Source organism: Bacillus sp. F2HM (genome assembly GCF_019266135.1).
Taxonomy (GTDB): domain Bacteria; phylum Bacillota; class Bacilli; order Bacillales; family Bacillaceae; genus Bacillus; species Bacillus safensis.
The window spans coordinates 179,506-200,815 of sequence record NZ_LRMO01000011.1 but is presented as its reverse complement, the minus strand read 5'-3'; the positions used below and the strand labels follow the sequence as shown (position 1 = coordinate 200,815).

Here is a 21,310-nt window from a genome sequence, read left to right as displayed (position 1 = left end):
AAGCTAGAGCCCATGAGGCCCTAGCTTTTTTCCTTTAACCGCGTAAGACGGCTTGATACGTATCTTCTAGTGCTTTTAAAACTTTTGTGTGAACAGCGGTGACTTCTTCCTCGGTCAACGTTTGTTCAGGGTTTAAATATTGAAGAGAGAATGCAACAGATTTTTTGCCTTCTTCCATATGTTCCCCTTCGTACACATCAAATACAGATAGGTCTGTGAGTAGATGACCGCCTGCTTCATAGATGACACGCTCCAGCTGTCCGCTTGAGATATGCTGATCGACAACAAGTGCGATATCTCTTGTCACAGCAGGGAATCTCGTAATCGCTGTATATTTCATATCCTTCGTTTCAGATGTCATCACATCTGTTAAATCAAACTCGAAGACATACGTTTCTTTTAAATCCAATTCTTTTTCAACGACTGGATGCAGTGCGGCAACAAAGCCAATGACTTGACCATTTAAGTGAACATCTGCTGTTCGCCCTGGGTGAAGACCCTCACGCTCTGCTTGAACATATGTGATTTGGTCTGACACACCAAGCTTTTCAAACAATCCTTCAGCAATTCCTTTCGCTACATAAAAATCGACGGCTTTTTTCTCGCCCTGCCAAAGATTTTTATGCCATAAGCCTGTCAGCGCACCAGCGACATGTTCTTTTTCCACTGGCTTTGCCCCTTCAGCTTCTGCTAAGAAAACAGAGCCCGTTTCATAAAATCCAAATGAATCAGCTTGTCTTGCCAAGTTATATGCTACAGAATCAAGTAAGTTTGGCAGAAGACTTTGTCTTAACACACTGCGTTCCTCACTCATTGGCAGAGAAAGTCTCGTTTCATAAGCTGGATGCAGGGCAAAAGCTGTGGACTTATGCTGATTTGTCAATGAATACGTAATCGCTTGAGAAAGTCCTGCGCCCTCTAAGAAACGTCTTACCTTTCTGCGCTTTACTTGGTATGGGGTGAGACCGCCAACAGTGCCGGCTGTCGCAGGCAGTGTAGATGGAATATTATCGTAGCCGTATAATCTTGCGACTTCTTCAATGAGGTCTTCTTCAATCGTAATATCCATTCTGCGAGAAGGAACTGTTACGACAAGAACATCATTTGATTCGCCCACTGTAAAGCCTAATTTGTTGAAAATCTGAATCATATCTTCTTTTGAAATGCTCATTCCAAGCACCTTGTTCACACGCTCAGTTGATACGTGGATGACATTCATACTTGCTTCAAGGTGATTTTCCTCAACTGTACCGCTTAGCACTTCACCGCCTGCATACATGCTGATCAATTGAGCTGCTCTTTCTGCTGCCGGTTTCGTACGCTGCGGATCGAGGCCTTTTTCAAATCGTGTGCTTGATTCACTGCGAAGCCCTAAGTCTCTAGATGCTTGACGGACTGTTTGACCGTTGAAATATGCCGCTTCTAAAAGAATCGTCGTCGTCTCATCCCGTACCTCTGATTCGAAGCCGCCCATGACGCCTGCTACCGCGTGCGCTTTCGTTCCATTCGTGATGACAAGATGCTTTGATGACAATGTACGCTCTTGCTCATCGAGTGTTTGAATGATTTCGCTGTCAGACGCTTTACGAACGACCACCTGCTTTGAACCAAAGCGGTCATAATCAAAGGCATGAAGCGGCTGGCCGTATTCAAGCAGTACAAAGTTTGTAATATCCACAACGTTGTTAATTGGACGGATGCCTGCATTCATCAATCTTGTTTGCATCCAAAGCGGTGCTGGTCCAACCTTTACATTTTTAATGATCTTTGCTGCATAAAGTGGATTCGCTTCTTGATCCTCAATTTTAACAGAAATATAGTCTGCTGCTTTTTCGGAAGAAGTGTCATGTGCTGTATCAGGAAGCTTGATATCTCTTCCTAAAATGGCGGCAACCTCATAAGCCACACCCAGCATATTCAGGGCATCGGCACGGTTTGGTGTTAAGCCAAGCTCAAGTACCGCATCATCTAATTGAAGTGCTTGAAGAGCATCATCCCCTGGTTTCACGTCATTCGGAAAAACAAAAATCCCTTCTGCATATTCCTTTGGTACGAGCTTGCTCTCTACGCCTAATTCTTGCAGAGAACAAATCATGCCATGAGACTCTTCACCGCGCAGTTTTGCTTTTTTAATTTTAAAGTTGCCAGGAAGGACTGCGCCAACCGTTGCGACGGCCACATACTGTCCTTTCTCCACATTCGGAGCCCCGCAAATAATTTGCACCGGTGCGTCTTCGCCGATATCAACAAGACATTTGTTTAATTTATCCGCATTCGGATGCTGTTCACGTTCAATGACGTGTCCAACGACAACTCCTTTGATGCCTTCGCCTTTATATTCAACGGCTTCCACTTCAATTCCGCTTCTTGTGATTTTTTCTGCTAATTCAGCCGGCTTGATGCCTTCTAAATCGACATAGTCTTCTAACCATTTATATGAAACAAACATGTTGATTTCCTCCTCTTAGTCCTGCTTGAATTGCTTTGTGAATCTAATGTCATTTGTGTAGAAATGGCGAATATCATCAATGCCGTATTTCAGCATCGCGATCCGTTCCACACCCATTCCAAAAGCAAAGCCTTGGTAAGTCTCTGGATCAAATCCGCTCATTTTCAGGACATTCGGATGAACCATTCCTGCACCTAAAATCTCAATCCAGCCTGTTCCTTTACATACAGAGCAGCCCTTCCCGCCGCATTTAAAGCAAGACACATCGACTTCGACAGATGGTTCTGTGAAAGGGAAAAAGCTTGGACGCAGTCTAATTTCACGATCTTCCCCAAACATTTTTCTTGCGACTGTCTCCAGCGTTCCTTTTAGATCACTCATGCTAATATTGTGATCGACGACAAGCCCTTCAATTTGCATAAATTGATGTGAATGAGTCGCGTCATCACTGTCACGTCTATATACTTTACCAGGACAGACGATCTTCACAGGACCTTGTCCTTTATATTTCTCAAGTGTACGTGCTTGTACTGGTGATGTTTGTGTTCTCATCAGTGTATCTTCGGTAATATAGAAGCTGTCCTGCATATCACGTGCCGGATGCTCCTTTGGGAGATTCAATGCTTCAAAGTTATAATAATCCGTTTCCACTTCAGGACCTTCCTCAACGGTGTAGCCCATTCCGATAAATAAATCTTCAATATCTTCGACAACTATCGTTAATGGATGTCTTGCCCCCATTTTGATTGGACTTGCCGGCAAAGTAACATCGATCGTTTGAGAAGCAAGTTTTTTCTTCACTTCTTCTTTTTCCAGCTGTTCATTTTTTTCAGCAATGGCACTAGCAATCTGCTCTCTTACTTCGTTTGCAAGTGCACCCATTTTCGGTCTTTCTTCTGCGGAGAGCTTGCCCATTCCGCGAAGTACTTCTGTAATCGGTCCTTTTTTCCCTAAGTATTGAACACGAATGTCATTGACCTCTTTGAGCGAGCTAGCTGCTTCAACCTTCGCTATCGCCTCTGTTTCAAGCTGTTTTAACGTTTCTTGCATGAGTGTGATCCTCCTTTTGATATACAAAACCGCTCGGATAAACGGCTGTTTGGTCGTTTGAAGACAATAAAAAAACTCGTTCCTCCATAAAAGAAGGGACGAGTTGTGGTCGCGGTACCACCCTTGTTAAGCACAAATGCATGTGCGAATAAGCTTCATTGACATAACGGAATCAAACGAATCCGGTCCACCTTTACGCAAAGCCTGCGGTCCCGGTGACAACTCCAGAGGTGAATTCCTGTTTCAGCATTCCTTAAATGCACTTTCAGTCTACGATGCATTCTCCCTAAAAGGCCGCTTCTTGAAACAATCTTCCTCTATCATGGTTTTTAAAATATTAGTTTTATTATAGTGAAAATAAACGCATGTTGCAACATTATCCACGCAAATGATAAACAAGAACAGCGGCTGCAACAGCTACATTTAATGATTCTGCCTGCCCATACATTGGTACATATAAATTTTGGTCTGTCATTTGCAGAATCTCTGGGTCAATACCAGCCCCTTCATTTCCAACAATTAATGCAAACGGACCTTCTGCCGTTACGTTTTTATACTCTTTCGCATCTTTTAAGGCACTTCCGTATACAGGTATGCCTCGTTCTTTCAGCTCCGTGATCGCCTGTTGAAGAGTTTGCTTTAAGATAGGCAGGTGAAAATGAGACCCTTGTGCCGAACGGAGCGTTTTTCCGTTAAACGCATCAACTGTTCCTTCTCCTACGATCACGGCATCAAGGCCAGCGGCATCTGCTGTTCGAATGAGTGTGCCTAAATTCCCCGGGTCCTGTACTGCGTCTAATAAAAGAAGCCGTTCAACCTTCTTTTCTTCAAAAACAGGAACTGTACAGACTGCGGCAATGTGCTGAGGCGTTTCTGTTTCTGTCATGGCAGAAAAGGCCTCTTCGCTCAGTTCATAAAGCTCAATGTCTGGCTGGATATGAGAAGGAAGCATATCGGGCGAGGTGACCATTAATTCCTTCACGATCCCGCTCTTTAATGCTTCTTCGACTAAATGTATTCCCTCAACGAGAAACAGCCCCGTTTTCGTTCGTTCTTTTTTCGTATGGAGCTTCTTCCACTGTTTAATGTTTGTGTTTTTAGCTGATTCTATATATTTCAAGCGACGTTAACTCCTTTAATTATCATGAATTTATTATATCTCATGCACACTACATAATAAACCTGTCTTTGAGACAGAATAGGGCTATTACCATCAAAAAAGGAGTGTGGGCAATGGATTTTAATTTAAGAGGCGCAGTCATTCAAAACATTACTGGCCATAATCAAGAACAGCTTGAGCATACGATTTTAGATGCTATTCAAAGTGGCGAGGAAAAAATGTTGCCAGGCCTTGGCGTGTTGTTCGAAGTGCTATGGCAAGAAGCATCAGAAAACGAGAAAAATGAGATCCTTGAAACATTAGAACAAGGCTTAAAGCCTCAGCAGCAGCAATAAAAGAAGCCGGTTTGCTTATAAAAGCAAGCCGGCCTTTTTCATTTAGCCAGTGATAGGCGTTTCCATTCGAAGCGCTGGATCACGCCAGATTTCAACCCATTTTTTCATCGCAAACACAATAATCACAAATCCTAAGATCAGCATAATGATCGAAAGCACCGCATTCAGCACGCTGTAACCGGATGCTTCAGGATTGAGATATACATTCGCTACCATCCAATAGCCTGCATAATTCACCGTCACATATAAGTAAGCAAGCGGAATTAAACAAGTCAGCATATATCGCCTTTTATCTGCAATTTTTAATACAACGGTTGCCCCAATGATTAAACCAACCGAGGCCATTAACTGATTTGAAACCCCAAACAGCGCCCAAATAGACCCGATGTCTCCTGAATAAAGTAAGTATCCCCACATAAAACAAGCAAGCGCACTTGCAAACACCGAACCAGGTACCCAGTCAGTTCGTTTAAGCGGTTTATATGCTTCACCTAAGAAGTCTTGAATCAAGTAGCGTGCCACACGTGTCCCCGCATCAATAGCAGTTAAAATAAAGACAGCCTCAAACATAATGACGAACTGGAAGAAGTAAGAAGCCAAATGACTAAAGAACGGAATCCCCGTAAAGATATACGCCATCCCTACCGCCAATGTCACGGCACCACCCGTTCTTCCTTCTAAGTCAAGGCCGATTTCCTTACTCAGCTGTGGAAGGTTTTCGACACTCATACCGAGTGTTCGGAACACTTCTGGTGTACTGTTTATCGCAAAATAATCTCCTGGATGCAGGGCCGTAGCCGCAATTAAAGCCATAATCCCAACTAAGCATTCCACAAGCATTGCGCCAAACGCAACAGGCTTCATATCACTCCAGCGGTCCAGCATCTTAGGCGTTGTCCCAGAACCAACAAATGCGTGGAAACCAGAGATCGCACCGCAAGCAATGGTAATCGAAATAAATGGCCAGACAGGACCAGCTAATACAGGTCCTCCTCCATTCACAAACTCTGTAAACGCCGGGAATTGAATGGACGGATTCACGACAAAGATTCCAGCAATCAGCGCAATGAATACACCAATTTTCATAAAACTACTTAAATAGTCCCTCGGTGCAAGCAGCAGCCAAACTGGCAGAGCCGCAGCAAAAAAGGCATAGATCGGCAGGGCAAGAGCAAGCGTTTTTGTATCAAGTGTTAAAAAATCACCTAGTGCCGTTCCTTGAATATTTGGCCCAAGGAATACACCGAACATCAGCAAAATAAATCCTGCAGATGTCGCCAGCTTTAAATTGCCTGTTTTTTTATAATACAGACCAACCCCCATTGCAATCGGAATCGTGATTCCAACTGCAAATGTCCCCCAAGGGTTACGTTCTAAAGCATGAAGCACAACCATAGACAAACCTGCCATTGTGATGGTAATAATAAACAGCATCGCAAGCCCTGTACAAAAACCAGCAACAGGTCCCAGCTCTTCCTTCGCTACCTCTGATAATGATTTCCCCTTTTTTCGCATCGACGCAAATAAGACGACTAGATCATGTACAGCTCCGCCTATGACTGCACCAATTAAAAGCCAAAGGAGACCAGGTAAATATCCAAATTGAGCGGCTAAAATCGGACCCACTAACGGACCAGCAGCTGCAATCGCAGCAAAGTGATGCCCAAATGTAACCCATTTATTTGTCGGCACATAATCTTTCCCGTCCTCTAGCGTGTGAGCCGGTGTAGGATGATCATCTGTGACCTTTAATACCTTGACCATCATAAATGTGCCATAAAGACGATAGGCAATCGCTAAAATACACATAGATCCTATTACAATTGTAACCGCATTCATTTAACCATCCCCTTTGTATAAACAATTTGTTACAAATATAACATAAATTGATTGATTTTTCTTTCTTTTAAAACCAAGTTGACAAATAAGAATAATATGTTTATTCTTAAGGTAGCTTCACCTACTTCCATAAACTCTCTTTTGACAGGGCATTCTATGGCTCTGTCCTTTTTATTGCTTTCATCTTACAAAAATAAACGCTCGATCACATGTGCCTTATTCACTAGGAAATACACTCTCCTTTTACCAAAAATAGTTCTTTTGACTCACCTTGAAAACACCGTTCATTTCCTGGGAAATTCATTAAAAAAAGCCTTTCCCCTGTACTGAGGAAAGGCTTTCTTACTTAAGAACCGTACGTAATCTGTTCAACGGTTTTTTGATCAAGTCTTTTGATCACTTCTGTTAAAAGCTTCACTGCATTTTCATAATCATCTCGGTGAATCATTGCGGCATGGGTATGAATATATCTGCTCGGAATCCCGATAGATAGTGATGGAACTCCATGACCTGTTAAATGAATACCGCCAGCATCTGTCCCGCCGCCAGGCATTGAGTCATATTGATAAGGAATGTTCAGCTCATCAGCTGTTTGGACAACAAAATCACGAAGTCCTTTATGAGAGACCATTGAAGCATCAAATACAACAATCGTTGGGCCTTTGCCAAGTTTGCTAGTTGCTTCTTTCTCAGTGATGCCCGGAGTATCTCCTGCTACACCTACATCAATGGCAAATCCAATATCAGGCTGAATCGTAGCCGCTGCTGTTTTAGCTCCGCGCAGGCCTACTTCCTCTTGGACAGTTGCGACGCTGTAAGCAATATTCTCATGCTGAGCATTATGCAAATTTTTCATGACATCAATGGCGACTGCACAGCCAATGCGGTTGTCCCATGCTTTTGCAAGGAGCATTTTTTCATCATTCATGACTGTAAATTCAAAGTAAGGAACGATTTGATCTCCAGGCAGCACGCCCCACTCCATTGCCTGTTCTTTGCTTGACGCCCCAATATCAATAAACATATCCGTAATCTCAATTGACTTTTTACGAGCTTCAGGTGACAAGACGTGTGGTGGCTTTGAACCAATTACCCCTGTGATCTCTCCCTTTTTCGTCACAATGGTGACACGCTGGGCGAGCATGACCTGTGACCACCAGCCGCCGACTGTTTGAAAACGAATGTAGCCTTTGTCATCAATTTTTGTCACCATGAATCCTACTTCATCTAAGTGACCTGCGAGCATAATTTTAGGTCCGTTAGCATTTCCTTCCTTTTTAGCGATCAAGCTGCCAAGGCGGTCTGTAGAGACTTCATCTGCATATGATTCTATGTATGTCTGCATGACTTTTTTGACATCACGTTCATTTCCTGGAATCCCTTTTGCATCCGTTAGGTCTTTCAGCATAGTTAATGTTTGATCGAGCTTTGTCATTCCATTTATCCTCCTTTATCTTCATGGTGCATTCTTATTATACAAAACCTCTTTCGTTCAATACGATCTTTTTATGAATATTTTTTCGTTTTACGAAATATTTTTTTAAAAAAAGTTGAAACCTTTTGGCGTTTTCATTCGTAGTACATCAGATAACGGTATTGGAGGTGCATCCTGTCATGTTTGTAATCCTCATGAGACTAGCTCTTGTTGCACTGCTTGTCTACATCTTCTACATGGCGGTAAAATTCTTCTCAAATCCGAGAAGAAAGCTGAAACAAGCACAATTAAAAGAAGGCTTTTATTTTATGGACGAACAGCAAAATGCGCGCAAAAATTTTAATTTCGTCTATAAAGGTGTCTTGTTTGAAGGGGAGAAGCATGTTCCTTCTAAGGATCATCCTCTGTTTGTCCACTCCATTTACGTTTGGACGGAGTCACCTGAGAAGCTGAGTGAATTTACATTAGAAGACTTTGAAAAACTGGAGGAAAACATTATCGAGCGTTATCCTCAAACAAAAATTGATTGGGATCAGCCCATCAAAAAAATCAAACAAAAAAAAGGAGCAGACACGCCGTCTTAATGGCGTCTGCTCCTTTTTCAAATAACTTGGATATATCCCAATAGGATCAACTGCAAAATAATTAATAAAGGCATGCCGATTTGAAAGGCGGGATGCTTTGTTTTATGCCGGAAATACTGCATTCCTAGATACGATCCGGCAGCGCCAAAAAGAACCGCAGCACTCCATAAATGTGCCTCTGAAATTCTCCATTTATGTGCTTTGGCCCGGCGTTTGTCTTCACCCATGAGAAAAAAGCCGTAGCCATTCACCAAAATAAGCAGCAGGATCAAAGCCATATTCATTCATTTCACCTCACATGATGAGAAAAAAAGATCACCCCTCGAAGGAATGATCTTTTATAAAACTTACTTGTCTAGTTGTGCTTTTGCAGCATCAGCAAGCTGATTGAATGCATTTAGGTCATTCACAGCAAGGTCAGCAAGCATTTTGCGGTTTACTTCGATACCAGAAAGCTTTAAGCCATGCATTAAACGGCTGTAAGAAAGACCGTTCATACGAGCTGCAGCGTTGATACGAGTGATCCATAGTTTACGGAAGTCACGTTTTTTCTGACGACGGTCACGGAAAGCGTAGTTTCCAGATTTCATCACCTGTTGGTTTGCTACTTTGTATAATCTATGTTTTGAACCGAAATAACCTTTTGCTAATTTAAGAACCTTTTTACGACGCTGACGCGACACAGTTCCGCCTTTTACTCTTGGCATTGTAATTCCCTCCTATGATTCCTATTCCAAATTACTTGATGTTTGCAAGTTGTTGTTTGATACGTTTGAAATCTCCAGCACTTACGATTGCGCTCTTACGCAATTTACGTTTTTGCTTTGTAGATTTGTTAGCGAACAAGTGACTTGTGTACGCATGAGAACGTTTAAGTTTACCAGAACCTGTTTTTTTGAAACGTTTAGCAGATCCGCGGTGAGTTTTCATTTTTGGCATTGGATGTTTCCTCCCTCTGTTACTTTACTTTTCGACTTTTGGTGCAAGCATGAGGAACATGCTGCGTCCGTCCATCTTAGGTTTTGTTTCTACTGTTGCTACTTCAGCGCAAGCTTCAGAGAAACGGTCTAACACGCGCTGTCCGATTTCTTTATGCGTAATCGCACGGCCTTTAAAGCGGATAGAAGCTTTCACTTTATCTCCCTTTTCAAGGAATTTGATTGCATTACGGAGCTTCGTGTTAAAATCATGTTCATCGATTGTCGGGCTCAACCGAACTTCTTTTAAGCTAATGATTTTTTGATTCTTACGTGCCTCTTTTTCCTTCTTCTGCTGTTCGAATCGGAACTTACCATAGTCCATGATTCGGCAAACAGGTGGTTTTGCATTTGCAGCAACTAACACAAGGTCAAGATTAGCTTTAGCAGCAATTTCCAGAGCTTCCTGGCGGGTTTTAATCCCAAGCTGATCGCCATTTTGTCCGATCAAACGAACTTCACGCGCACGAATACCTTCATTAACTAATTGATCTTTGCTAATAGTGAGCCACCTCCATGAGATTTTGAATTGAGTTCACAATTCATTTTGACCATTTCGTTGTATGTTTTACAGGCAAACAAAAAGTGTGGGCATATAAAACACCCACACTGCGAACATTTGCATGAAAAAATAAATGTACGGTCAACCTGTCAACTACAAACATGTGTCAATCAGGTGAGAAGCGGGTGCTTCTGCTTGTGATATCTATTCAATTCGTTAACTATTCTACACAATTTTCATTTGTCCGTCAAGTAACCGAACTCTTGAAACAACTTTTTCAGTTTAACATGATGAGACGAATTGGGCAAGACTTTTTCACACCATGACGCCATCAAAGAATCAACTGCATAAAGATTGGGATGACGATAACGGTCACAACTCCTACGACTACAACGGCGATACTTGCCATCGCTGCTTCTACTTCTCCCATCTCAATTCCAACAGAAACCCCAAGCGCATGTCCTGATGTACCAAGTGCAAGACCTTTTGCCACTGGGTTTTTAATGCGAAACAATTTTAAGAAGAAAGCACCTAGTGCATAGACAATGACAGCATTAAATATGACCGCAAAGGCTGTGATATCTGCGATTCCGCCAATATCCTTTGCAATTGGAAGAGCAATCGCTGTTGTCGCTGCTTGTGGAAGCATGCTTTTCATCACAGCCGCATCTAAATGAATTCCTTTTGCTACGAGATATACGATCGTAATAGAACAAAGTGAACCTACAAAAATAGCAGATAAAATTTGCCACCAATATTTTTTAAGCAAAGCTCTCTGCTTATAAAGCGGGATAGCGAAAGCAATCGTGGCAGGCTCTAAGAAAAATTTGATAATCTTGCCGCCCTCATTATAATCTGCGTAGGAAAAACCGCCAACTTTCAAAAATAAAATGCCTAGTACCATCGCCACAAACAGCGGGGTGAACAAGAAGAAGCCTTTTGATTTTTTAAATAAGAATGTCCCTATTCCAAAAGCGACCAATGAGACAACAATGCCAAAATAAGGGCTCATCGTACTTGTACCCATTTTGCATCTCTCCTTTAATGCGTACTTGAAGCTGGTTTATTTGAATGAGAAGGAGCAGATTGACTCTCCTTTGTCTCTTTACGTTTCTGCGGTCTTTCTGATAATTGCATGAGAAGCTGCGAAAACAGCCCTGTCGCTGCAAGTAGCATAATGGTTGCAATGATAATGACACCGACGACTTGCACACCCACTTCTTGCATGACACCTAATGATTGAATAACTGATATCCCAGAGGGAACAAACAGAAAGCTAATGAGTCCTGTCAATGATGTACCTAATTGCTCCACCTGCTCTAGTTTGACGATTTTCGTTGTTAACAAAACAAATAATAGAACCAAACCAATGACGGATGCGGGCATCGGAATCGGTAAATACATTGAAATGAGATTAGAAACGAACATTACGGTTGCAAAAATAAATGCTTGAGATAGAAACCCATATACTTTCGTGGCACTCATGCCCCTTCACCTCTTTCTTCGACTGCCATCAGTATAAGCCATGAAATAAACAAATGAAGCGTTTACAATGAAACTCGCTGGATTCAATGACTGAAATGCAAAAAACGAGTATTGAAATACAAACAAAAAAAGCCCTCCTACTCTAGCAGGAGCGACTTCTTTAATTCTTTCGCATATGTACGGCTGACAGGAATGATGGACCCGTCTGTCATATGCAGATTATACGTCGAATTAAACCACGGCTGTACTTCTTTCATATGAGAGGTATTCACGATATAGCTGCGATGGACCCTCATAAAGTAAGCCTCAGGAAGTTTCTTTTCAATGACCACAAGCGGTTCTGAGACCTCATACATATGATGCTTTGTTTTCACGACCTTTTTCCCCTCGCTGAGTCCTACATACATGATCTCTTCAATTTGCAGGATCACAATTGAGTCATCGACTGAGATCGCTAATTTTTGCTGGTGGGGCGCTTTCTCATCTGACAGCTGGTGCTCTTGCGTCTCAACAGATTTCCATTTTTTAAACTTCTGGATGGTCTGGAGCAGCCGCTCTTCATCAATTGGTTTTGTTAAGTAATCAAGCGCACTTACCTCAAACGCCTTCAGCGCATATTGATCAAAGGCTGTCGCAAATACAACCGCTGGCGGATCAGACATCCGGTTGAGCCTTTTGGCAATATCAAATCCGTTCTCACCAGATAAATCAATGTCTAAAAAGAGCAGATCCGGCTTATGGTCGACCATCCGGTCAAAAGCAGATTCTATATTTTCTGCTTCCTCTATTTGAACATCCTCTTTCGTTCTTCGTAATAAGTATTTTAATTCATCTCTTGCTAACACTTCATCATCTACGATTAATACCTTCATCAATGAGAATCATCCTTTTTTACATAGTCCATCGGAATGCGAAATGAGATGTCAGTGCCTTGGTCACTATGAATGGATAAAGCGGCTTGTCTGCCAAAAATTCCTCTTAACCGCTGATCTAAATTAAAAAGGGCTGTCCCAGTTCCTTCTAGTGATTCGACAGGCGCTTTTAATAGCTGAGCCATCTTATCATCTTCAATCCCCTGTCCATTATCTGTCACTTTCATATAAACATGCCCATCTTTCATCAAAGCGGATACGATGACTTCACAATTCGTTTGATGTTTAGGAAAAGCATGTCTCACTGCATTTTCAACAAGCACCTGAAGCACAAAGGGCGGAATCATCACCTGCTCCAGCTCCTTTTCAATTTGAAAGGTCACATGGTACTTATTTGGAAACCTTGCTTGTTCAAGTGATAAATATGCCTCCACATGCTGAATTTCTTTATGCATTGGAATCAGCAGCTGGCGGGCACCTTGCATATTTGAACGAAAATAAATACTTAGCTGCAGCAGCAGCTTCCTTGCCATCTCCACATTGGTTCTGCATAAAACAGAGATGGTATTAATGGCGTTAAATAAAAAGTGCGGGTTCACTTGTGCTTGAAGTGCTTTGATCTCTGCATCTTTTAGCAGGCGGCTTTGCGTTTCCGCCTCCCCAAGCTCAAGCTGTGTGGAAAACAGCATCGCCAAACCTTCTGCAAGCTCCTCTTCCACCCTGCTTAATCCGACCGGAGAATTGAAATACATTTTTAACGTTCCAATCGTTTGGCCGTTAGAAGTGAGCGGCAGCACGATTGCGGCTTCAAGAGGGCAATGGGCGACTGAACAATTGATTTCGTCCTTCGAATGTGCCTTCATAATCTTGCCGCTCATCAATACTTGTTTCGACAGCCCTGTAATTAGGCTTTTAGATGGAATATGATGATCTGTTCCATCTCCGACATGCGCTAAAATCTTTTCTGTGTCTGTTAAGGAGACCGCATCTGTTTCAGTCAACCGATGAATGATCTCCGCCACACTTTTACATGACTGTTCATTTAACCCTTGGCGGAAAAAAGGCAGTGTTTGATCGGCGATCGAAAATACACGATGTGTCTGCATCGCTTTTGCCTGCTCTTCTTGCCGAATGACTGACTGTAAAATAGATAAAAAGATAAAGCTGCCGATTCCATTCACAAAGATCATCGGCAAAGCGATGATACTGACAAGCCCCCATGCATCCGCAAATGGCTTTGCAAACAGAAGGATAATGATCATCTGTAATGATTCCATCGCCACACCAAAAAGAGCTGCTTGGCGAGGTGTGACCATTCGATTCCTCCGCTTAAATCTGCTGCCGACATAGCCTGCAATGACACCCGCTAAAATGGAAGAAATCGCACAGCTGAGCGCCGTGCTTCCTCCTAGGGAATAGCGATGAATTCCAGCTAAAAGCCCTGCGCCAATCCCTACAAACGGCCCCCCGATCAAACCACCTATTTCGATCCCCATAATTCTCGTATTGGCGATAGAGCTTGACGAGCCAAGATGATAAGAAAACTCATGATTCATGACAATTTGCTGTTGGATTTCAATTCCTGTGTAATTGCTGATAATACTAAAAGAAGCAAAAATGAAGACAAGGATTGCCTTTTTCCGAAACCCTTGATTATGTAGCAATAGATTGCGAAAGCCCTTCACATGAGCAAGCACAAATCCTAAAATAACGATGATCCCCACACGCTCAATCATCATAATAATTAAATGAAGCAAACCAGCCACCTCGAATGATGTATGTCATATCTACTGTCTTTCTATTCTATCATGTGCGGTCAATGATCAAAGATCTCTCAAATCTTTTCTTTATCGCCCCCTTCTTCTATTGTAAAATGAACATGAGCCTGACACTTGCAATTGAAGGTAACACATACATAACAAGGGAGAAGATCATGAAAGCCGTATTTTTCGATTTAGATGATACTTTGCTTTGGGACGAAAAAAGCATTCACACAACTTTTCAGGAAACTTGCCGGGAAGCGGAAAAGAAATATGGACTTGATCCAGAATCGTTTGAACAGATTGTACGTGAAGAAGCTAGAAAGCTGTACTCTTCCTATGAAACATATGATTATACTGTCATGATCGGCATTAATCCTTTCGAAGGACTATGGTCCAATTTTAGTGAACCGATTAGCGAAGGCTTTCAGAAGCTGAACGCCATTGCACCAGAGTATCGTAAAAACGCTTGGACCAACGGCTTAAAGACAGCGGGAATTGACGATGAGGCATTTGGACAATATTTGGCTGATTTCTTTGCAGCAGAACGCAGAAAACGCCCATATGTCTATGAAGAAACATACCCTGTTTTAAACCGCCTGAAAGGCAGCTACGAATTGCTCCTTTTAACAAACGGAGATCCTAGCCTTCAAAAGGAAAAACTGGCAGGTGTTCCTGAGCTTGCCCCTTATTTTAACGAAATTGTGATTTCAGGAGATTATGGAAAAGGCAAACCCGATCCTGGTATCTTTGAGCATTGCCTTGAGCTGTTAAACTTAACAAAAGACGAAGTGATCATGGTTGGAGATAATCCAAAAACAGATATTCTCGGCGCATCTCGCGTTGGTATCCAAACGGTTTGGATCAATCGCCATGACAAGAAAAATGAAACAGATGTGATGCCTGATTACGAAATCAAAGACTTACATGAATTGTTTGATATATTAAAATAGAACAAAAAACACCCTTCTCCTGACGAGATTGGGTGTTTTTGTATTCTTAGAGCTAAATGATTGCCGCTAGACTTTGCGCTTGCCGGTCTAAGCCGCGTGCTGCTTCTCCTACAATAATGAATTCCTCACTTGCCTGCTTTACAAGATCCCGGTTAGTAAACACGGTTGTCTTTGCCCGGCTTGTTCCGCTGCTGACTTTCTCTACTTCTGCATGGATCGCCTTCACATATTGATCTACCTTGACGATCGCTTCTTTTGAATTTGTCGCTAGCTTTCGAATTTCTGCTGCCACTACACTAAAGCCATTTCCATAGGAACCCGCATGTGCCGCTTCTATTGCCGCATTTAAGGCGAGCAGCTGGGTTTGTGAAGAAATGCTGTTAATGCTTGCAGCAATGGAGCTGATGGACTCTACCTGCTCGGTTAATCCTTTTAGCAAGCTCATATTTTGATCGGTTTCGTTTGCTATATGATCAAAGGAGGCATTGACACTTTGACTATGCTGAATGCCAACTTCTGCTCGTTCCATTAATTTTGCAGACATCTCCTTTAAGTCTTCTACGACTTGCTTCATTGTATGTTCTCTCTCCGTAATATCTGTTGCCACTTTCACAACACCCACTACAGTTCCTTCTTCATCTTGAACAGGTGAATATGTCGCTTCAAGCCATAAGGTGCTGCCGTTTTTTGTGATCCGCTGCACTTTTTCCTGAAAGACTTGACCTTCTCTCAAACGCTTCCAAAACATGTGATAGCTCGTGTGTTCGGTAATATGCGGAGGACAGAACTGTCTATGTTTAAGACCGATCATCTCTTCTTTAGAATATCCCATGGCTTTTGCAAAAATATCGTTCACCCATAGAACTTCACCTGTCACATTAAATTCAATCATTGCCAGCGAGTGCTCTAATGCACGAAGAACAGCTGATTGCTTCAATACATGTGACGATAAATTGTTTGTTGTTTGCATCATCGCTTTCATTCCCCCAATTTGTCTCGAACCAATAGTACATACTTACCCTTACTTTTGTACTATCTAAACGTCTCTTTTGAGGAATTGGATCACTAGTGGAGGTGTTCTCCAAAAAGAAAAAGCCAGTGACCTAAAGAGAATCACTGGCTTTGCTTATTATTTCTTTGCTTCTGCTACTGCATGTTTCACAAAGGCTTCAAGATCCATTGTTTCTGAATCTTGTTCCCCGTATTTTCTTACATTGACAGCGCCATTTTCTGCTTCTTGATCTCCGACGACAAGCATGTACGGAATCTTTTGCATTTGCGCTTCTCTAATTTTGTACCCAATTTTTTCATCGCGGCTGTCAAGCTCTACACGAAGACCTTCAAGCTGCAAACGTTCTTGTACTTTTTTCGCATAGTCTAAATGAACAGACGGTGAAACTGGGATGACTTGGAATTGTACAGGTGCCAGCCATGTTGGAAGGGCTCCTTTGTACTCTTCAATTAAGAAGGCAACAAAGCGTTCCATTGTAGAAACAACGCCTCTATGAATGACGACTGGACGATGGTGCTTTCCATCTTCTCCGATATATGTGAGATCAAAGCGTTCTGGAAGTAAGAAATCAAGCTGTACAGTGGATAATGTCTCTTCTTTTCCAAGAGCTGTCTTCACTTGTACATCAAGCTTCGGCCCATAAAATGCCGCTTCGCCTTCTGCTTCATAGTAGTCGTGACCAAGCTCGTCCATTGCATCCTTCAGCATCGATTGTGCTTTATTCCACATCGCATCGTCATCGAAATACTTCTCAGTATCTTCTGGATCACGATAAGATAAGCGGAATGTGTAGTCATTCAAGCCAAAGTCTTGATACACTTCTTCAATTAAGCGAACTGTACGGATGAACTCGTCTTTGATTTGATCTGGACGAACAAAGATGTGTGCATCGTTTAATGTCATACCGCGAACACGCTGAAGGCCGGATAAAGCACCTGACATTTCATAGCGGTGCATTGTACCAAGCTCTGCAATACGAATTGGCAATTCGCGATAGCTGTGCGGCTCGTTTTTGTAAATCATCATATGATGCGGACAGTTCATCGGACGAAGAACAAGATCTTCGTTGTCCATTTCCATTACTGGGAACATGTCTTCTTGATAATGCGCCCAGTGTCCTGATGTTTTATACAATTCAACACTCGCAAGAACTGGTGTGTACACATGTTCATAGCCAAGACGCACTTCTTTATCGACAATGTAACGCTCAATGACGCGGCGGATTGTAGCGCCTTTTGGCAGCCAAAGCGGAAGACCTTGACCAACCTTTTGGGAATTCGCAAACAGTTTCAGCTCTTTTCCAAGCTTACGGTGATCGCGTTCTTTCGCTTCTTCCAGCAGACGTAAGTGCTCATTTAAATCTTCTTTGCTGAAGAAAGCTGTTCCGTAAATACGCTGAAGCATTTGGTTGTTACTGTCACCTCTCCAGTATGCACCGGCAAGGCTTAACAGTTTAAACTCTTTGATTTTCCCTGTAGACGGCAAGTGAATCCCGCGGCAGAGGTCAAAGAATTCACCCTGCTCATAAATCGTCACAGCTTCACCTTCTGGAATCGCCTCTAACAGTTCAAGCTTCAATTCATCACCAATCGCTTCAAAGCGTTTTTTCGCTTCTTCTCTTGATACTTCAATTCGCTCAATTGGCAGATTGCTGTTAATGATTTTCTTCATTTCTTTTTCAATCTTTGGTAAGTCTTCAGGTGTGATGGCAACATCAATATCCACATCGTAGTAGAAACCATTTTCGATGACAGGACCTACGCCAAACTGAACGTGATGCTCTTTTCCATACAGGCGTTTGATCGCCTGCGCTAGCAAATGTGCTGTGCTGTGGCGCATAATATCGAGTGCTTCTTCACTTTTATCTGTGATGATCTCGATTGTTCCACTTTCTAATAGCGGCGTACGTAGATCTATTTCTTTACCGTTCAATTTACCGGCAAGTGCTTTTTTCTTTAGGCCCGGGCTAATTGATGCCGCGATGTCTTCTGTTGTAGCTGTTTTGTCAAACTCCTTGACTGCTCCATCTGGAAATGTAAGTTGAATTTGTTCTGACATCTCTGGTCACTCCTTTTTTTGGCAATATAAAAACCCCGCCCCCTGGAAAGGGACGAGGTTGAATAAACGGAATCGTGGTTCCACCCTTTTTCCCGTACTTGCAGCTTGCTTTTTCATAAGCAAATACGGCTTGTGTTTCGATAACGGGAATTCCCGTCAGCCATTACTAAAAAGTTCACAGCTGATGTTCAAAGGTGGTAAAGCAAATGGTCCTCTGCTAGGAAGCTTTCAGCCGCGGCTTCCCTCTCTTTAAGCGGGTGTTCATTTGTTCATGTCCTTATCAATACGGTCTCTGTATGAAGTTACACCGTATTATAAAACGTTTTTTCGTGAAAATCAAGAAAGCTTTTCACTTTTCTTGTTGAAATGAGCATGTACAAATTGAACATTCTGCTCTTGGAATGAATGAGACGGGAACACCTCAACTCTTTCTTGAAAAATATTTTGAATGGTTTGCACCATCGAGTGACCTGTATCATTTGTAAATAGGTCAATTTTTTGCGGTGCAATGGAAACAAGCGGTGCAATCAGCTGCGAATCAATATACATTGGATGCTCTCTTACAAACTGTCTGTCTATGTATTGTTTTTGATCACGGTCAGAAGCGTAGCGAAATTCCCAAATCACCAGGCGGTCCTGATGCACAACATGTACTTTTTCGAGCCTAGGCTCTCTTGCCATCACATAGTCTCGAAGCGATTGAATGAAATTTTGATACTCCTGCTCCATTTTGTATTCTTCAATGGACACTTCAACATAGTTCTTCAGCCTTCGGTCATACTCTGACAGCCTAAATGTCATAAATGAACCAATTGAAAAAACACCTTGCTGTAAAGAAATCGCCTCAAGCTCCTTTTTTAAAAGGGCTTCTCTTGACGGGTCTTGCTGAATGCCGGGAATATCATCTAAGTCCCCATTCATGATACTGTGTGCGATGGAAAGAATTTGGTGCTGCTCTTCGGGATCTTTAAACAAATAGGTGTTTTCAAGGATGCTGCGCATGCGCTCATTTTCTTTGCATTCCAAAAAAAAGTGAACCAATAATGGCCGCACAATGTGCTCAAGTGCTTCTTCGGATTCCTTCGCCTCTATGAGAAGCCGGTCTTTCCCTTGTTGAATTGACATGTGATGCCGACTGTCCAAGTGTTCAGCAAGATGTAAAAAAGCGGCGGTATCATATTCATCTTCAAAGATTATTTCAAGCATGTTTGTCCCCCCTAACGACATCTGTTACATATATATGGGGGGAACATAAAAAATAGACGCCTAAAATAAATCAGGCATCTTTCTTTTTAAAATGAGTGGAACAGAGATAAAGATCAAATAAATCAAACAAACAACCGCTAAGGCAGCATAATTGCCGCTGACAAAGCTTGAGCCGAGAACATTTAACGCAATTGTACCCGGTATTAAGCCTAAAAAGGTGGCTGCCACAAATGCACGATAATTTGCACGTGAAGCAGCTGCCGCATAGCTGACAAAATCAAAGTGAATCGGTGCAATACGCAATAACAAAATATAAAGAAATCCATGCTCCTGTATGCGGGACGTCACCGCTTTCAGCTTCCGGCTGTTTGATTCCGTTTCCTTCTTTTTTGCACGAAAGGTTGAAGCAATCATGAAAGAGCCTGTTGCCCCGGCTGTCGCTCCAATGAGGGCATAAATCGTCCCAAGGACACTGCCGAATGCCAAACCTGCCGCCAAAGAAAAGACCGTAATCGGGACGAGAACAAACGGGCGGAAAAGAGATAGGAAAAGAAAAACAAAAGGAGCCAGCATCCCAAATTGAAGCACCCAATTCTTCACATCTTTCGGCGCCAGCTGAAGATGCTGTTTATTCAGCCACCACAGCGCAGCAGCAAGAATGCCAATCACAAGAAAAAGCAGCCATTTTCTTTTGTTCATTTCATTTGCTCCTCCTTCAGGTGACATACGCTTTTATAAATGACGGCGGTTTTCTCCTTCGAGCAAGACAGGCTCTGCTAAATAGAGAATCCGTTCCATTAAACGAGCGGCTTTGACCTCTTCTTTTTCCCCCCGCTGTGAGTACGTAAAGTGATGCTTCAGCTCGTTTGGTGAGAAATTAGAAGAGAAAAATGTCGGCAGCTGCTCTGCCATACGGTATTGTAAGATCGTACCGAGCAGTTCATCCCGCACCCAGCTTGTCATCGATTCTGCCCCAATATCATCAAGCATTAAAATAGGAGTGGATTTAACCATATTCAGCTTTTCTTCTAGCGTATGATCAGCTAATGAATTTTTTAACTCTCTTACAAATTCAGGCACGTAAACAAGGAGAGATGGGTATTCTTTCTCCGCTAGCTGCTGCGCAATAGCTGCTAGTATATACGTTTTTCCTACTCCAAACTTTCCGTGTAAATACAAGCCTTTTCCTTTTCCAGTCTCATCATAGCTTTGGAGGAATTGACCTACTTTTTGAATAACCTCTTGTCTTCCCACAACGTTCAGATCAGCGAACGTCGCTTGAAGGACATTTTGCGGAATATACATGCTTTTCATCAGTTCTTGCTGTTTCTTCTGTCTATCGAGCCGCAGCTTGACCAGGCAAGGGGAATATTCAATATCAATACTCTGACCTTTGATCACAAGCTTCGGGTGATACCCATCTAAAATGGCATTGACGTTTTCGTCATCTAAGCAGTAAGAGCAGCCCTTCGACTGCTGCACATATTCAAAGAGCCGGTTCAAGCTGCGATTGATCATGTCTTCATGTATCTCTTCTTGATGCTTCTGTAAAAAGGCCTTCACATCTTCATCAGACAACACACTTTCTTTAATCTGATTGTATCTCACGCGAAAATCTACTCGTCCTTTTAGCTGTTCAAATGAACGACCGATCGGTTTCATCCCATCTCACC

The 21,310-nt window shown here is 42.4% G+C and carries 21 protein-coding genes and 2 other annotated features; of the genes, 3 read left to right on the top strand and 18 right to left on the bottom strand.

Features of this window, described 5'->3' with window-relative positions; genetic code table 11:
• Nucleotides 1-34 precede the first annotated feature (34 nt).
• From pheT to AWT60_RS07985, 3 genes are all read right to left on the bottom strand, one after another.
• Nucleotides 35-2,449, bottom strand: coding sequence for a phenylalanine--tRNA ligase subunit beta (gene pheT, locus AWT60_RS07995; protein WP_218677105.1), 2,415 nt, complete (start codon nt 2,447-2,449; stop codon nt 35-37).
• 15 nt (nt 2,450-2,464) lie between these two features.
• On the bottom strand, nt 2,465-3,499 hold the full coding sequence (pheS, locus tag AWT60_RS07990; protein ID WP_076840315.1) for a phenylalanine--tRNA ligase subunit alpha: 1,035 nt from the start codon (nt 3,497-3,499) through the stop codon (nt 2,465-2,467).
• 376 nt (nt 3,500-3,875) lie between these two features.
• Nucleotides 3,876-4,619, bottom strand: coding sequence for a TrmH family RNA methyltransferase (locus tag AWT60_RS07985; RefSeq protein ID WP_076840314.1), 744 nt, complete (start codon nt 4,617-4,619; stop codon nt 3,876-3,878).
• A 113-nt stretch (nt 4,620-4,732) separates the two neighbouring features.
• Between AWT60_RS07985 and sspI the strand changes: the two genes are divergently transcribed.
• Nucleotides 4,733-4,954 carry a small acid-soluble spore protein SspI gene (gene sspI, locus AWT60_RS07980; protein ID WP_024425725.1) on the top strand — a complete coding sequence of 74 codons (222 nt, stop codon included), beginning with the start codon at nt 4,733-4,735 and terminating at the stop codon, nt 4,952-4,954.
• A gap of 42 nt (nt 4,955-4,996) precedes the next feature.
• Here the strand turns inward: sspI and cstA are convergent, their stop codons facing one another.
• Together cstA and AWT60_RS07970 are read right to left on the bottom strand one after the other, a co-directional pair.
• Nucleotides 4,997-6,793, bottom strand: coding sequence for a carbon starvation protein CstA (gene cstA, locus AWT60_RS07975; protein WP_041086552.1), 1,797 nt, complete (start codon nt 6,791-6,793; stop codon nt 4,997-4,999).
• A 346-nt stretch (nt 6,794-7,139) separates the two neighbouring features.
• On the bottom strand, nt 7,140-8,228 hold the full coding sequence (locus AWT60_RS07970; protein WP_024425723.1) for a M42 family metallopeptidase: 1,089 nt from the start codon (nt 8,226-8,228) through the stop codon (nt 7,140-7,142).
• A gap of 179 nt (nt 8,229-8,407) precedes the next feature.
• Between AWT60_RS07970 and AWT60_RS07965 the strand changes: the two genes are divergently transcribed.
• The gene (locus tag AWT60_RS07965) at nt 8,408-8,812 is read left to right on the top strand and encodes a hypothetical protein (protein WP_024426127.1); all 405 of its coding nucleotides are present in this window, start codon (nt 8,408-8,410) and stop codon (nt 8,810-8,812) included.
• A gap of 17 nt (nt 8,813-8,829) precedes the next feature.
• Here AWT60_RS07965 and AWT60_RS07960 read toward each other — a convergent pair whose 3' ends face one another.
• From AWT60_RS07960 to AWT60_RS07925, 8 genes are all read right to left on the bottom strand, one after another.
• Nucleotides 8,830-9,096 carry a DUF1294 domain-containing protein gene (locus tag AWT60_RS07960; RefSeq protein WP_034279690.1) on the bottom strand — a complete coding sequence of 89 codons (267 nt, stop codon included), beginning with the start codon at nt 9,094-9,096 and terminating at the stop codon, nt 8,830-8,832.
• A 63-nt stretch (nt 9,097-9,159) separates the two neighbouring features.
• Entirely contained in the window at nt 9,160-9,519 is a 360-nt protein-coding gene (rplT, locus tag AWT60_RS07955; RefSeq protein ID WP_007501659.1) for a 50S ribosomal protein L20, read from the bottom strand.
• Between the two features lie 31 nt (nt 9,520-9,550).
• On the bottom strand, nt 9,551-9,751 hold the full coding sequence (rpmI, locus tag AWT60_RS07950) for a 50S ribosomal protein L35 (RefSeq protein WP_003216324.1): 201 nt from the start codon (nt 9,749-9,751) through the stop codon (nt 9,551-9,553).
• Between the two features lie 24 nt (nt 9,752-9,775).
• Nucleotides 9,776-10,291, bottom strand: coding sequence for a translation initiation factor IF-3 (infC, locus tag AWT60_RS07945; RefSeq protein WP_024425720.1), 516 nt, complete (start codon nt 10,289-10,291; stop codon nt 9,776-9,778).
• 71 nt (nt 10,292-10,362) lie between these two features.
• Nucleotides 10,363-10,494, bottom strand: a sequence feature (ribosomal protein L20 leader region).
• A 128-nt stretch (nt 10,495-10,622) separates the two neighbouring features.
• Nucleotides 10,623-11,318 carry an antiholin-like protein LrgB gene (gene lrgB, locus AWT60_RS07940; protein ID WP_024425719.1) on the bottom strand — a complete coding sequence of 232 codons (696 nt, stop codon included), beginning with the start codon at nt 11,316-11,318 and terminating at the stop codon, nt 10,623-10,625.
• A 14-nt stretch (nt 11,319-11,332) separates the two neighbouring features.
• Nucleotides 11,333-11,776, bottom strand: a complete 444-nt coding sequence (gene lrgA, locus AWT60_RS07935; protein WP_041107196.1) for an antiholin-like murein hydrolase modulator LrgA — start codon at nt 11,774-11,776, stop codon at nt 11,333-11,335.
• Between the two features lie 137 nt (nt 11,777-11,913).
• Nucleotides 11,914-12,651, bottom strand: a complete 738-nt coding sequence (locus tag AWT60_RS07930) for a LytR/AlgR family response regulator transcription factor (RefSeq protein WP_076840313.1) — start codon at nt 12,649-12,651, stop codon at nt 11,914-11,916.
• Nucleotides 12,648-14,405, bottom strand: coding sequence for a sensor histidine kinase (locus AWT60_RS07925; RefSeq protein ID WP_076840312.1), 1,758 nt, complete (start codon nt 14,403-14,405; stop codon nt 12,648-12,650). The genes AWT60_RS07930 and AWT60_RS07925 overlap by 4 nt, the downstream gene beginning before the upstream one ends.
• Nucleotides 14,406-14,581: 176 nt before the next feature.
• Between AWT60_RS07925 and AWT60_RS07920 the strand changes: the two genes are divergently transcribed.
• Nucleotides 14,582-15,361: an HAD family hydrolase gene (locus tag AWT60_RS07920; protein ID WP_076840311.1), complete on the top strand. Its 780-nt coding sequence runs from the start codon at nt 14,582-14,584 to the stop codon at nt 15,359-15,361.
• A 52-nt stretch (nt 15,362-15,413) separates the two neighbouring features.
• Here the strand turns inward: AWT60_RS07920 and AWT60_RS07915 are convergent, their stop codons facing one another.
• From AWT60_RS07915 to dnaI, 5 genes are all read right to left on the bottom strand, one after another.
• Nucleotides 15,414-16,334: a methyl-accepting chemotaxis protein gene (locus AWT60_RS07915; RefSeq protein WP_076840310.1), complete on the bottom strand. Its 921-nt coding sequence runs from the start codon at nt 16,332-16,334 to the stop codon at nt 15,414-15,416.
• Nucleotides 16,335-16,490: 156 nt separating this feature from the next.
• Nucleotides 16,491-18,431 (bottom strand): threonine--tRNA ligase, encoded by a 1,941-nt coding sequence (gene thrS / locus AWT60_RS07910; RefSeq protein WP_024426134.1) that lies wholly within the window; start codon nt 18,429-18,431, stop codon nt 16,491-16,493.
• A 45-nt stretch (nt 18,432-18,476) separates the two neighbouring features.
• Nucleotides 18,477-18,724, bottom strand: a binding site (T-box leader).
• 43 nt (nt 18,725-18,767) lie between these two features.
• A complete protein-coding gene (gene ytxC, locus AWT60_RS07905) occupies nt 18,768-19,637 on the bottom strand; it encodes a putative sporulation protein YtxC (protein WP_041107203.1) in 870 nt (289 codons plus the stop codon).
• A gap of 60 nt (nt 19,638-19,697) precedes the next feature.
• A complete protein-coding gene (locus AWT60_RS07900) occupies nt 19,698-20,336 on the bottom strand; it encodes a TVP38/TMEM64 family protein (RefSeq protein ID WP_034280725.1) in 639 nt (212 codons plus the stop codon).
• A gap of 33 nt (nt 20,337-20,369) precedes the next feature.
• Entirely contained in the window at nt 20,370-21,299 is a 930-nt protein-coding gene (gene dnaI / locus AWT60_RS07895) for a primosomal protein DnaI (RefSeq protein ID WP_034279671.1), read from the bottom strand.
• Between the last annotated feature and the right edge of the window lie 11 nt (nt 21,300-21,310).